General features: G+C 38.7%; 13 protein-coding genes. 10 read left to right on the top strand and 3 right to left on the bottom strand.

Translation table 11 applies throughout. The annotated features are described in order from the left end of the window. Window positions 1-81: 81 nt before the first annotated feature. Window positions 82-792 carry an NAD-dependent deacylase gene (locus ABU914_RS04390; protein ID WP_379668539.1) on the top strand — a complete coding sequence of 237 codons (711 nt, stop codon included), beginning with the start codon at window positions 82-84 and terminating at the stop codon, window positions 790-792. Window positions 793-867: 75 nt separating this feature from the next. Here the strand turns inward: ABU914_RS04390 and ABU914_RS04385 are convergent, their stop codons facing one another. Further along, window positions 868-1,827, bottom strand: coding sequence for a DMT family transporter (locus ABU914_RS04385; RefSeq protein WP_379668538.1), 960 nt, complete (start codon window positions 1,825-1,827; stop codon window positions 868-870). A gap of 110 nt (window positions 1,828-1,937) precedes the next feature. Between ABU914_RS04385 and ABU914_RS04380 the strand changes: the two genes are divergently transcribed. After that, the gene (locus tag ABU914_RS04380) at window positions 1,938-3,095 is read left to right on the top strand and encodes an MFS transporter (RefSeq protein ID WP_379668537.1); all 1,158 of its coding nucleotides are present in this window, start codon (window positions 1,938-1,940) and stop codon (window positions 3,093-3,095) included. Between the two features lie 191 nt (window positions 3,096-3,286). Here ABU914_RS04380 and recQ read toward each other — a convergent pair whose 3' ends face one another. Next, the gene (gene recQ / locus ABU914_RS04375) at window positions 3,287-5,068 is read right to left on the bottom strand and encodes a DNA helicase RecQ (RefSeq protein WP_379668536.1); all 1,782 of its coding nucleotides are present in this window, start codon (window positions 5,066-5,068) and stop codon (window positions 3,287-3,289) included. A 155-nt stretch (window positions 5,069-5,223) separates the two neighbouring features. Here recQ and ABU914_RS04370 point away from each other — a divergent pair, with 155 nt between their 5' ends. The 3 genes from ABU914_RS04370 (at window position 5,224) to ABU914_RS04360 (ending at window position 9,579) form a co-directional block, all read left to right on the top strand. Then, window positions 5,224-7,212 carry an acetoacetate--CoA ligase gene (locus tag ABU914_RS04370; RefSeq protein WP_379668535.1) on the top strand — a complete coding sequence of 663 codons (1,989 nt, stop codon included), beginning with the start codon at window positions 5,224-5,226 and terminating at the stop codon, window positions 7,210-7,212. 264 nt (window positions 7,213-7,476) lie between these two features. Continuing rightward, a complete protein-coding gene (locus tag ABU914_RS04365) occupies window positions 7,477-8,013 on the top strand; it encodes a DUF4309 domain-containing protein (protein ID WP_379668534.1) in 537 nt (178 codons plus the stop codon). Between the two features lie 480 nt (window positions 8,014-8,493). Beyond that, on the top strand, window positions 8,494-9,579 hold the full coding sequence (locus tag ABU914_RS04360; RefSeq protein WP_379668602.1) for an HD-GYP domain-containing protein: 1,086 nt from the start codon (window positions 8,494-8,496) through the stop codon (window positions 9,577-9,579). Between the two features lie 96 nt (window positions 9,580-9,675). Here the strand turns inward: ABU914_RS04360 and ABU914_RS04355 are convergent, their stop codons facing one another. Beyond that, complete coding sequence (locus ABU914_RS04355) at window positions 9,676-9,942, bottom strand: metal-sensitive transcriptional regulator (protein ID WP_379668533.1); 267 nt, start codon at window positions 9,940-9,942, stop codon at window positions 9,676-9,678. 211 nt (window positions 9,943-10,153) lie between these two features. Between ABU914_RS04355 and ABU914_RS04350 the strand changes: the two genes are divergently transcribed. The 5 genes from ABU914_RS04350 to ABU914_RS04330 all read left to right on the top strand — a co-directional run bounded on the left by ABU914_RS04350 (window position 10,154) and on the right by ABU914_RS04330 (window position 13,748). Continuing rightward, entirely contained in the window at window positions 10,154-10,726 is a 573-nt protein-coding gene (locus ABU914_RS04350; protein ID WP_379668532.1) for a sulfurtransferase TusA family protein, read from the top strand. 17 nt (window positions 10,727-10,743) lie between these two features. Beyond that, window positions 10,744-11,139, top strand: a complete 396-nt coding sequence (locus ABU914_RS04345; RefSeq protein WP_379668531.1) for a DsrE/DsrF/DrsH-like family protein — start codon at window positions 10,744-10,746, stop codon at window positions 11,137-11,139. A gap of 38 nt (window positions 11,140-11,177) precedes the next feature. Then, complete coding sequence (locus ABU914_RS04340; protein WP_379668530.1) at window positions 11,178-11,405, top strand: sulfurtransferase TusA family protein; 228 nt, start codon at window positions 11,178-11,180, stop codon at window positions 11,403-11,405. Between the two features lie 126 nt (window positions 11,406-11,531). Further along, complete coding sequence (locus ABU914_RS04335; RefSeq protein ID WP_379668529.1) at window positions 11,532-13,193, top strand: SulP family inorganic anion transporter; 1,662 nt, start codon at window positions 11,532-11,534, stop codon at window positions 13,191-13,193. 15 nt (window positions 13,194-13,208) lie between these two features. Next, window positions 13,209-13,748: a carbonic anhydrase gene (locus ABU914_RS04330; protein ID WP_379668528.1), complete on the top strand. Its 540-nt coding sequence runs from the start codon at window positions 13,209-13,211 to the stop codon at window positions 13,746-13,748. Window positions 13,749-13,767 lie beyond the last annotated feature (19 nt).

The raw sequence follows: 13,767 nt of genomic DNA, 5'->3' as shown, positions 1-13,767 counted from the left end.
CGGTACTTACTACACAGTTTACTGATATTGTGTCTTGAATAACAATCTATTAGGAATAGTTTTGAAAAAGGAGGAAGACATTTGTTAGCAAGATTGTTGAAGGAAGCAAAGTATACTGTTGTGTTTACGGGAGCTGGAATGTCGACGGAGAGCGGACTTCCTGATTTTCGTTCAGCACGTACAGGTTTGTGGAATAAGGTTGATCCGACAAGACTTGCGAGTATAGATGCACTGGAAAATAACCGTGAAGAATTTATTCAGTTTTATCATAAACGGTTGCAAGCGATTCATGATTATAAACCACATGCTGGACATGAAATATTAGGCAAATGGGAAAAGGCGGGACTCGTGCATGCGATTATTACGCAAAATGTTGACGGTTTTCACCAGCAAGCAGGGAGTAAGAATGTAACGGAATTGCATGGAACGTTGCGTACAGTTCATTGTCATACGTGTGGAACACGCTATTTGAATCAAGAATTTATTGACGGCACTTTTCATTGTGAATGTGGAGGTTTTTTACGCCCATCAGTCGTTCTATTCGGTGAAATGCTTCCTTATGATGCGATTGAAACTGCTGAGACAGAGACGGCAAAAGCCGATCTTTTTATTGTACTCGGTTCATCACTTTCTGTCTCACCAGCGAACTATTTTCCTGTTGAAGCGAAGCAAAACGGAGCAAAGCTTGTTATCGTAAATATGGAGGCAACTGATTACGACGACTTAGCTGATCTCGTCATTAACGAACGAAAAATTGGCGATCTGTTAAAGGAGATTGACGAGAAAGTATAATCGTTTAACCGTTCAAAGTACTCTATTTCAAGACTTTAAGAAAATCGAGGAAGTTTAAGTGGGAACTAATGGAAACTAATTTCTAATACGTCTTGCTTTTTGATTTTCTCCTTTCACGTTTTTTTCACTTGAAATTTGTGTGAAAAAGATTCCGACTAAAATAAACAGTGAGCCAATGATTGTGCTTAGCGTAATCACTTCATTTAAAAAGATCGAACCGAACACTAAACCAAAAATCGGTACGAGCAGAACGGACATAGCGGCTGTTGCTGTATCGACCTCATCTAATAAAAAGAACCAAATGGTAAAACTGATCGCAGAAGCTAAAATGCCTGTATATAAAACGGAAATGATGCTCGTTGCATTGAGAACAATCGGGACATCGTTTTCCATCACAATCGCAACGATCGTAAGTCCAATTGCACCGAACAACGATTGATACGCATTCACTTGTAACCGATCAGCCTGACTAAATTTCCGTTGATAAAAAATGTTCGCAACAGCCCAACTAACCGCAGCAACGATGATGAAAAGCTGACCAGTCAATGCCGAACTGCTCAAACTTTGCACGTCAAAACCGAAAATAAATAGGAGCCCGATTCCACCAAATATCATGGAGATTACTTTCGTCCTTGTCAACGGCTCGTCGAGAAATTTGGCTGCGAGCAATCCGCTCCAAATCGGCATCGTATATAAGAGAATCGAAGATTTACCAGCATCGACGAATTTCATCCCGTACGTGACGAAAAGAAAAACCGCTGTCGTTTGCAGCAAGCCTAAAATCATTAAATCACGAATCGCTATGTTTCGGATTGAAAGCCTTTTTAAAAAGAATAAAACGATCAATAAAAATAGGGACGCAGATAAAAAGCGGAGCGATGCAAACGTAAATGGCCCCATATAATCGAGGACAACCTTCATAAATACCCATGCGACGCCCCAAATAAGCGTTAATAGCAGTGTTAATAAGCGTACGATTCCTCTGCGGGGGGCTTTTTCTCGTTTTGTTTCGGTAAGTTTCTTTTCGTTATTCAATGATGTTACCCCTTATTTTTGTTAATATTATAACCGTGGAACGCTACCATTCTACCATACGTTACAATTTGGATCGTAAACGTTGCTCATGAAAAAGGTGTGGAGACGGAATGCCAACTAGACATGATTATGTTCAACTCGGAATCATCGCTGCGTTTTTTATGATCGGAATGATGGGTACTCGCCCTCTCGTTCCGTTGTTTACGAATGAGCTTGGCGCAAGCTCTATTCAGATCGGAATCGTCGTTTCGATGTTTCCATTTTTATCGTTACTATTTGCGGTACGCATTGGGAAGATCGTGGACAGGGTGGGAAGTAAGACTCCAATTATGTTAAGCGCGGTTATCGGCTCACTCGCGCTCATGATTCCATTCTTTTCAACGCATTTATTCGGAATTATTTTGTCACAGCTTGCCGCTGGAATTGCGAATACAGTGTTTGTCGTTTCCGCACAAAGTTATGCAGGTCATTCTTCCACCCCATCAGAAAGAGAGCAAAATATACTTAAGTTTAGCATTGGAGCAGCCATTGGTAGCTTTGTCGGACCATTAGCCGGTGGTTTGCTTGCGGACATGCTTTCGATATCCAACGCGTTTTTCATTTTAAGCCTCGTCGGGCTCTTGTCACTCGTGTTTGTAGCGTCTTTAACACCGTATGAAATGGAAGACAAGCAAAAGCAACAGCCGTTAGGCTCCGTTTTTGCAACGTTTTATCTTTTGAAAATAAGAAATGTCAGAAGGGCGTTTTTAATTAGTTCGTTAGTTTTGTTAGGCAAAGATATGTTTGCGGCGTATTTTCCGCTTCTCGGCTTGCAGTTTGGATTAAGCAGCACAAGCATTGGTGTCATCGTATCAATTAACGCCCTTGCAGGAATTTTTATTCGTTTGTTTATGCCACAACTCATAGAAATGCTCGGAAGAGCAAATGTGATTTTATTATCAATCGTTAGTTCGGGATTGTTTTTTGTGCTTATGCCACTGTCTCACAATGCCGTATGGTTAGGCGTATTATCATTTTTACTCGGTGTTGGGCTTGGGATCGGTCAGCCATTAACGATTTCAACAACTCTGCAATCATTACCGAGAGACAGAGTAGCCGAAGGATTAGGTTTTCGCTTAACGTCGAATCGTCTCACGCAAACCGTCGCTCCGTTTGCTTTCGGAATCGTCGCTCAGTCGTTTGGAATGATTAGCGTGTTTTTAGTTACAGGCGCTTTGATTTTGCTCGGTTCAACAAAATCGAAAATTGACGAAAGTGCATTGTGTTAAAAAGTAAATAATTGACTTGTACAGGATGTACTGACTTCTGCGTTGTGCACAGGAAGTGCACGAATTTAGCAGAAGAACATTTAAAAGTATGGATATTCTTATTAAATCCAATCACGATAATCTCGTTGAAATCGAACTATTAAAAAGCGCAAAATAAAAAGGAGACCAGATAGATAGTCCCCCCTTCATATTCATGTTTCAACGTGTGATTTAATTTCTTTTAAAAATCGCTCACCATATTTTTCAAACTTCGTTTCACCGACACCTTGTACTAATAACATCGTCCGTTTATCTTGTGGGCATCGTGCACACATTTCTTTTAGTGTTGCATCAGAAAAAACGATATAAGGTGGAATTTGTTCATGTTCCGAAATCCGTTTACGAAGGGCTCGTAACTTTTGAAAGAGTTCGTCATCTTCTTTGAAAACAGTCGATTCGTATTTCGCTTTTTTATAGACTGACTTTTCTCCAATTAGTACATATTTCGCTTTATTTTTCAATTTTACGACGGGATACTTACTATCGGTTAGTCCAAGATAATTTTCTGCAATTAAGAAGTTAATCAATTCGGTAATTTCTTTTTCCGTTTTTGCTGAAAGGAGTCCATATGTTGATAGCTGTGAAAGTTTCAGATCTTGGATACGTTTATTTTTTGAGCCTTTTAGCACTTGGGCCACGATTGTTACTCCAAAGCGTTCTTTCATCCGCTTAATACAAGAAAAAATCATTTGTGCCTCACGTGTAATATCCTCAAGTTTTCGATCATCTTTACAGTTTCCACACGTTCCGCAATCTGCGGCAGTCACATCCCCAAAATAATGTAAAATATACCGCTGTAAACATTGTTCGGTATGGCAATAATCAATCATCGCTTGTAGTTTTTCATATTCTTTCGCTTTTCTACTTTCATCTACAGTCGATTCTTCAATGAAAAATTTTTGTAACTGAATGTCGCGAGGTGTGTACAATAAAACACATTCGCTGTTTTCACCGTCTCTACCTGCACGTCCAGCCTCTTGATAATACGCTTCAATGTTTTTTGGGATATTCATATGAATAACGTAGCGAACATTCGATTTATCAATTCCCATACCAAAAGCGTTCGTCGCTACAATAATTCCCACTTCATCATAGAGAAATCGTTCTTGGGCACGTTGGCGTTCTAGTTCGGAAAGACCAGCATGATATCGTTCTACTTTCATACCATGTTTTAGAAGCAACGCATGTAGTTGGTCGGTTTCTTTTCGTGTTGCTGTATACACGATGCCTGATGCGTTGTGATGTTGCTTCACATAATCTAGTAAAAACGTATGGCTGCTCTCCCCTTTAATGACTTGAAATGATAGGTTATTTCTAGCAAACCCTGTGATCACGGTATGTTCTTTCGAAATGTTTAACAATTGACGGATGTCGGCAGCAACTTCTTTCGTTGCAGTTGCTGTAAGGGCCATAAAAATGGGTTGGAACGGCAATTGTTTTAATACCGTCACAACGTTACGGTAACTTGGGCGAAAGTCATGCCCCCATTGTGAAATACAATGTGCTTCATCGAAGGCAACAAGTTCAATCGTTAATGAACGGATAAGTGCAACGAACCGATCGAACTCAAACCGTTCAGGTGCGACATAAATTAATTTATATTTTCCTTGTTTTATTTGTTGAATACGTTCATACACTTCTTCAGAAGATAATGAGCTGTTTATGTAAGTAGCGGAAATGCCAACTGCTTGTAGACTATCAACTTGATCTTTCATGAGTGAAATTAACGGTGAGATGACAAGCGTAACGCCAGAAAATAACATCGCCGGTATTTGGTAGCATATCGACTTTCCACCACCTGTTGGCATTATGGCGAGTGTATTATTTTTCTGTACGACATGCTGGATCGTTTGCTTTTGTCCTTGTCGGAACGAAGAAAAACCAAAATGTGTTTTAAGGATCGTTTCTGCTTGTTGTAACATGGAATCAATCACTTTCTAACATTCTTTCTACTAGAATAGCAGATATGAATCGGATTTGGAAAATATGTGAAAATTCAATCGCGAACGATTGTAAATTCATTTATAATTAGAATAAGCACAGTTTTTTGAATATTTATTTTAAAAAGTTTTGAAAGGAAGATGCGACGATGTCACAACGAGTGCAAGAAGGAATGCTTTTATGGGAACCTTCAGATCAGTTTAAGGAACAGTCAAACTTAGTTCGCTATATGAAATGGCTAGAGATACATAAACAAAAGTCCTTTGACACATACGAAACACTGTGGGAATGGTCTGTCACTGAAGTAGAAGAATTTTGGGAGTCATTATGGGACTTTTTTGAGATTCAAGCATCTGAACCGTATACTCGTGTTTTATCGACTCATCAAATGCCTGGGGCTAAATGGTTCGAGGGAGCAAAGTTAAATTATACGGAACATATTTTTAGAAATATGCGACCAAATGAACGAGCAATCCTTTCAAAATCGGAGCTTCGGCCTTTAGAGGAAATGACATGGCAACAATTGTATGATGAAGTGGCGTTATTTGCGGACCGATTAAAAGCATCGGGGATTCAAAGTGGGGATCGTGTTGTCGCATATATTCCTAACATTACGGAAGCTATCGTCGCTTTTCTTGCATGTGCTAGCATTGGTGCAACGTGGTCAAGTTGTTCACCTGACTTTGGTAGCCCAACGGTTATCGATCGCTTTAAACAAATTGAACCGAAAATTTTGATCGCAGTTGACGGCTATCGCTACGGGGGGCATGATTTTGATCGGATTGAAACGGTTAAGCAAATTCAAGCTGCGATTCCAACGCTTAAAAAAACGATAGTTTTACCGTATTTAAAGACTGATCCAAATATCGCTTCTTTAACATCTGCGCAATTTTGGGATGATTTCATCGGTGAACGTCAGCCTGTTGATCTGGAGTATGAACAAGTCCCATTTGATCATCCGTTATGGGTGCTCTATTCTTCAGGAACGACAGGACTTCCGAAAGCAATCGTACAAGGGCATGGTGGCATTTTACTTGAACATTTGAAAAAAGCAGTGTTGCAAAGTGATCTAAAAGAAGATGACCGATTTTTCTGGTTTACGACGACAGGGTGGATGATGTGGAATGTTGTCGTCGGTTCCCTTTTAGCTCGCTCAGCGATTATTTTGTATGATGGTAATCCAAGTTATCCAAAAAAAGATACGATGTGGGAATTTGCAGAAGAAACAGGCATGACCGTCTTTGGTACGAGTGCAAGTTATTTATTAATGTGTATGAATAACAAATTGAAACCGAGAGAACAATTCGATTTATCGAGGCTAAAAAGTGTTATGTCTACAGGTTCACCGTTACCTCCTGAAGGGTTTCAATGGGTATATGAAAATGTTGGTGATGACATTTGGCTTGCATCTGCTAGTGGTGGTACCGATTTATGTACAGCGTTCGTAACTGGCTCTCCGATTTTACCTGTGCGCGCAGGTTTAATACAGTGTCGAGCACTAGGAGCAAAAGTTCAAGCTTATGACGAACGTGGCAATGAAGTAATGAATGAAGTGGGTGAACTCGTCGTACCCGAACCAATGCCCTCGATGCCTCTTTACTTTTGGAACGATCACGATGGTTCACGTTATTTCGAAAGTTACTTTGATACGTATCCAGGTGTTTGGAGACATGGGGATTGGATAAAAATTAGACCGGACGGAAGTTGTCAAATATACGGACGCTCCGATTCTACTATTAATCGAGGCGGTATCCGGATGGGAACGAGTGAAATCTATCGCGCGGTTGAAAGTGTAGAAGGAGTGAATGATAGCTTAGTCATAGATGTGAGCAATGAAAAAGGGAAAGCATACATGCCATTATTCGTCGTGTTAGACGACGGAATTAAGTTAGACGACACTTTAAAATCTGAACTAACGAAACGCATTCGGGAAAACTGTTCACCGCGCCACGTTCCAAACGATATTTTTCAAATCGAAGAAGTACCAAGAACATTGAATGGGAAAAAACTCGAAGTCCCGATTAAAAAATTGCTCATCGGTGTTCCGGTAGAAAAAGCCGTTAACAAAGGAGCAATGAGTAATCCTAATACGATTGACTTTTTCATTGATTTTTCTAAAAATTTTTCAATGGAATAATAAAAATGTACGGTAGTTTGCTTGCTACCGTGCTTTTTTATTTTTTTCTGAATACATTAATAGTGTGAGTTCTAAAAAGAGAGGACATCGAAAGGCAAAAAGGGAAGTGGAGTTCTGAGTGATGCAACATAAAATATTGACGTGAATAACGTAAAAGTTAGTTAACACTTATCACACTGACTCACATCTTGTGAGCCTTACATATTTGAACGATCTTTAGAAAGAACTCAAGAAGAGGAAAGAAAAAATAGGGGGAAGAAAGTAATGAAACAAGGATTTCACATCATTGCTTTGCTAATGATTATGTTTATTAACGGTCAATCACCATTCCCTTTAACGGAAACAAATCGTGTACATGCTGAACAAGAAAATGTTGAAACAGATAACTTAAGCGATTCAGTTTTTAACGAGGAATTGTTACACCTCGCTTCTAAAGGTGAGTTAATTCATGCTCAGTATCCAATCGGGACGAATATTAATGACATTATCGCAAATATCGGAAGTCCTGATGAGCAAGGAGTGTGGGGTGGAGCGAATTTTTACGTTTATGGTGATGTTATGTACTTCGTTCCATTCGATCAAGAAGTTGTTACAAGCATTGAAGTGTACTTATCAAGAGACGAGTCACTCCAATTACGTCATGTTGAAGCACAAATTGGAAAATCAACGACTGGAATTGAAAAAAGTGAGCTTGATCATCAGTCATTTTTATTATACGAATGTGATCCGTTCATTCTTTATATTGAAGCTAATAATGAACATGACTTTGTAAAAACGTTATTTTTAAAACAACGGGAGTGAACTAACCTTCGCTTTTCTTTCTGCGATTTTCGAGTTAGTTTTCGTTCGCTTTGACATCTAGATCATCCATCGCATCGCAAAGTCAATCGTATTCTGTTTCTGTTAAAATCGAAATACAGCATATTGTTCGATATTTGTTGAATAAGATTGTTTGTTTGGAAATTCAATACGACTGAACTTCTTTTGCAAAATTATTTGTGCATTTACTAATGCTAATGAATCTACTTCTTTAAATATTTTGCTGGAGTACAAACTTTTGAGTATTTCTTTGTTGTTTCACTCAGACATGAATTACATCATGTGAACGACCTGTTTGTTTACCGCGAACTGACTTACTCACTAGGCTTCGTTCTTCGAGTTTCTTGAGGATAGGATTGTTAAAAATGATATTCATTTATCGACAAAAAAGTTATAATAGTATCATACACAGTTCAATTAACGAAGAACAAAGCCAGTTAGGGTGGGTACAACTTGAGATTAGTGTCGATACTAAACTGTCAAGCGGGAATGGTGACGGCTAAGCCGATTTATAGTGAACAAGGCATGGTATTAATTGCGAGGGGTACGAGCTTAACCGAACGCGCGATTTATGCTTTGAAAAGACGTGGCATTTCTTTTGTTTATATTGAAGACGAACGACTTGAAGATATAGAAATTGATGAACATATTCCGATGGAATTGCGGATCGAGACAACGAACGCTATTTCTGAAATTTATCATCAATTTTATTCAGATGAGAAAAAGAAAGAACGAATTTTTGAAGGAATTAATATTGATAAATTGCAAAATGCTTTGAAAAATCTGTTGTCTGAAATAAAATCTATGAACAACGTTATGAATTTATTGACCGATATTTTCACTCACGATTCGTATACGTTTTCGCATTCAACTAACGTGACGTTGTATACATTGGCGATGACGGTTCATCTTGGGTTTAATGAAAATCAGCTGAATGAAATTGGGATCGGAAGTATGTTGCACGACGTTGGTAAGTGTGAGATTCCAACAGACATTTTAAATAAAAAAGGTACACTTGAAGATGACGAATTTGAAATGATTAAAATGCATACAGAATATGGCTTCGAAATTTTGCGTAAAGATCCGGCGATTTCATTATTATCTGCTCACTGTGCGTTGCAACATCATGAAAAGTTAGATGGAAGCGGCTATCCGAGAGGGTTAAAAGGAGACGAAATCCATCCTTATGGTAAAATTTTAGCTGTTGCAGATGTGTTTGACGCCTTAACGTCAAATCGTCCATATCGGAAAGCAATGCTCCCCCATGAAGCAATGGAAATTTTGTATGCAAGGACATACACGCATTTTGAATCGAAATATGTGCAAGCATTTCAAAAATCTGTTGCGACATATCCCGTTGGCTTAACGGTGAAATTAAATACAGGTGAAACAGCGGTTGTTATTCATTATGAAATGGGGTCTCCGAGTCGTCCGTCAGTACGAGTTCTTACTGATTCGAACGGAAGGTCAATCGAGAGACCGTATGAAATTGAACTAGTAAAACATCCTTCAATTTTAATTACTGATTGTGATGCGATCCTTACTTAAAAAGCGAGTTGAAGTAACGTTTCTTCCCCTCGCTTTTTATATTTTTCACACGAGCGATTTAAGGGACGCTAAAAAATCAGATAATTTTTTTCATGTTTATCGACTTTTCACAAGTAATTCGATTGCTTCTTCGACAAATTTGTCTGAACCACTATCTTTTCCTTTCGCTTGTTCTTCTAAAATGCATTGCTGTAAGTTCATAGCAACAATTTGTGCAATGGCTTTGTCAAGCGCGTTGCGTACGGCCGATAATTGACTAACGACATCTTTGCAATGTTTGCTTTCATCCATCATTCGTAAAATTCCGCGAACTTGTCCTTCTGCTCGTTTTAAACGGTTTTTAATTTCGTTTGAATATTCCATTTTTCTTTATCGCTCCTACATGCTTTATTTACTCAAGAAGATCAAACCATATTTTACTCGATGTTTCAAAAAAATCATAGCATAGCTTTGAATAGCAGTGAAGAGAATCTTAGATTCATGATGTTTGAACACTTATTGACAAATATTTTTTTGTCATATATTATACATATACGGGTATGCGTACCTGAACAAAAATATGGAGGGAAAACTATTGAGCATTCAAGTTGATCAAGTGGTTGATGCTAAAGGACTCGCTTGTCCTATGCCAATCGTAAGAACAAAAAAAGCTGTCAATGAACTGAAGCCTGGTCAAGTGCTTGAAGTTCAAGCGACAGATAAAGGCTCACTTGCTGATATTCAAGCTTGGGCAAAAAGTAGTGGCCATCAATATCTTGGAACGAAAGAAGATGGCGAGGTACTTAAACATTATTTGCGTAAAGCAAGTGAATCAGAGGAAAAAGAAGAATTGAAATTTCCTCATGTCATTCAAAATGATGAGCTTCTAAAAAAGCTCGAAGCGAATGAAGAAATAACAATTATTGATGTTCGTGAACCAGCTGAATATAATTTCGGCCACATCCCTGGGTCACTATCGATCCCATTAGGGGAGTTAGGCGAAAGAGCAAATGAACTCGACCCAGAAAATGAAATATTAATCGTCTGTCGTTCGGGAAATCGAAGTGATTTAGCTTGTAAACAACTAACTGATAAAGGTTTTAAACATGTAACAAATGTTGTCCAAGGTATGATTGAATGGACGGGTCCACTTGAAACAACAAAATAAAATTGGAGGAATACAAAATGGCAGATAAAGTAGCAATTATTGCAAGTAATGGTGGATTATTCGATGCGTATAAAGTGTTTAACATTGCAACTGCGGCAGCAGCAAGTGATAAAGAAGTCGGGATCTTTTTTACATTCGAAGGCTTAAATTTAATTCATAAAGAGGCACATAAGCAATTGCCGATACCTGAAGGAAAAGAACATTTCAAAGAAGGCTTTGAAAAAGAAAATGTACCACCGATTCCAGAAATGTTAGAAATAGCGAAGGACCTTGGAGTAAAAATTATTGCTTGCCAAATGACAATGGATGTCATGGGTCTAGACAAGGATGCATTTGTTGACGGAATCGAAGTTGCAGGAGCAGCAACCTTTGTTGAATATGCTTCTGACGCAACGATGACACTGACATTTTAATTTGTAAAAATGAAAAAATATGAAGGAGAGATTCAATCATGGAAGCTGTTAAAGTTGTAGATGCCACGGGACTAGCATGTCCAATGCCAATTGTTAGAACGAAAAAAGCGATGAATGAGTTGAAAACAGGTGAAGTGTTAGAAGTTCATGCAACAGACAAAGGCTCAAAAAATGACTTGATGGCCTGGGCTAAATCTGGTGGACATGAAATCCTTAAAGATACTGAAGAAAACGGCGTATTTAAGTTTTGGATTAAAAAAGGATAAATCGATAGAGATGGGAGAAATGATGCCCTTTTCTGACAGATATGGAAGGGGAACTGACTCCCCTTCTCTTACTTTTACGTGATTGTGGATAGGAGTTTTATTTAGATAGAAAGAGGGGAGTACAAAATGTTAAAAAAACTTATTCCTGCTTTTGATTGGATCCCCAATTACAATAAGTCTGATTTAAGCGGTGACTTATCGGCAGGGATCATTGTAGCGATTATGCTTATTCCACAAGGAATGGCATATGCCATGTTAGCAGGACTCCCTCCAGTTATTGGGCTTTATGCGGCTACGATTCCTTTAATTGTTTATGCGCTGTTTGGAACGTCGCGTCAGCTTGCTGTAGGTCCTGTAGCCATGGTTTCATTACTAGTTTTTGCTGGAGTATCAACGCTTGCAGAACCTGGTACGGATGAGTATATCTCATTAGTGCTTTTGCTTATGTTTATGATTGGGTTTATACAGTTTCTCATGGGAGTTTTGCGACTCGGTTTTTTAGTGAACTTTTTATCGCATGCGGTCATTAGTGGGTTTACTTCAGCAGCTGCGATTATGATCGGGCTAAGTCAATTAAAGCATTTACTCGGCATTCAAATTGAATCTGATCATGTATTTCTCATATTATGGGAGTCGATTACGAAGCTGTCAGAAATAAATTGGGTTGCATTTGCGATTGGAGGCGGAAGCATCCTCGTGCTGATCGGAATTAAAAAATTTGTTCCGAAAGTGCCGGGACCGCTCGTCGTCGTTGTGTTAAGCATTTTAGTCGTTTATTTTTTGCAATTGCAAAAGTTTGGGATAAACATCGTCGGTGAAGTGCCAAAAGGGTTGCCGTCATTGTCAATCCCTGCTTTTAGCATCGATTCGATGATTGCCCTTCTTCCAATTGCGCTCACGATCTCATTCGTGGGTTTTATGGAATCAATCGCGATGGCAAAGGCGATTGCTTCGAAAGAAAAATATAAAGTTGTTCCTAATAAAGAGTTAGTTGGATTAGGATTAGCGAATGTCGTCGGATCATTTTTTTCTGCTTATCCAGTTACAGGCGGATTTTCTCGATCAGCTGTAAACTATCAATCTGGGGCAAGAACACCGCTCGCTTCAATGATTACTGCTGTGCTCATTTTATTAACACTTATGTTTTTTACTAGTTTATTTTATTATCTTCCGCAAGCTGTACTTGCAGCAATCATTATGTTTGCGGTGTACAGTTTAATTGATATAAAGGAAGCGAAACGGTTATTTAATATTCGAAAACTCGATGGCTGGACATGGGTTGTTACGTTTGTCGCCACATTGACGATTGGAATTGAGCAAGGGATTTTAATTGGACTCGCTTTTTCATTACTCGTTTTTATTGGTAGAAGCGCGTATCCTCATGTCGCTGAGCTAGGCTATTTACCGAAAGAAAATATTTTTCGAAACATTAAACGTTTTCCAGATGCAAAGACAGACTCGGAAGTTCTCATTTTTAGAGTCGATGCCTCACTTTATTTTGCAAATGCAGCGTACTTGGAAGAGAAGCTGTGTGAACGAATCGAAGCAAATCCCGATGTTAAATGGGTCATAATCGATTTTTCAGGAGTGAATTCGATTGATGCGATCGCTATTCATTCGCTGAAAGAAATGGTCGATTCATGCGGCCAAGGGAAAATCGAATTTTTATTTGCTGGAATAAAAGGTCCTGTCATGGATGTGCTGAAAAAAGCAAGGTGGGAAGGCGAAAATAAGCAGCAACTTTCCTACTTGTCAATTAATCATGCGATCAAAGCGATTGGGAAATGACAGGGAGTGATTGATGTGGAAGACTTGCGAAGAAAAAATGAAGAATTTATTCGTAAAATAAAAGAAATCAATCCCGCTTATTTTGATGAATTAAAAAAAGGGCAGGCACCTGAATATTTTGTTTTGTCGTGCAGTGATTCACGAGTAAGTCCTTCCGTCATTACACAAATGCCTCTCGGTCATATGTTTGTGCATCGCAATATTGCGAATCAAGTCGTATCAGATGATGAAAGCTTTTCAGCTAGCCTGTATTTCGCGCTAAAGCATTTAAAAGTTAAAGCGATTATTGTAAAAGGGCATACTGGCTGTGGGGGAATAAAAGCGGCTTCGTCAGACAAAGAAGAAAATGAATTGCGCGGATGGATTTCACACATTCGAAACAGTTTTCCGAACGATAGTTCCGAACTTTCGTTAGATGAACTAGCAAAAATTAACGTCTTACAACAAGTGGAAAATTTAAAAACACATCCGATCTATAAAGCTTATGGAGATAATGTAGAAATTAGAGGTTGCTTGTTTCACGTGGAGTCAGGAGAATTGGAGAGATTAACGTAGAAAAGATTATGCGCTTAGC

Origin of the sequence: Pueribacillus sp. YX66, assembly GCF_041725775.1 — a bacterium.
In the GTDB taxonomy this organism is placed as follows: domain Bacteria; phylum Bacillota; class Bacilli; order Bacillales; family UBA6769; genus Pueribacillus.
Note: the sequence above shows the minus strand (reverse complement) of the source record. Positions and strands in the feature narration are given on the sequence as shown.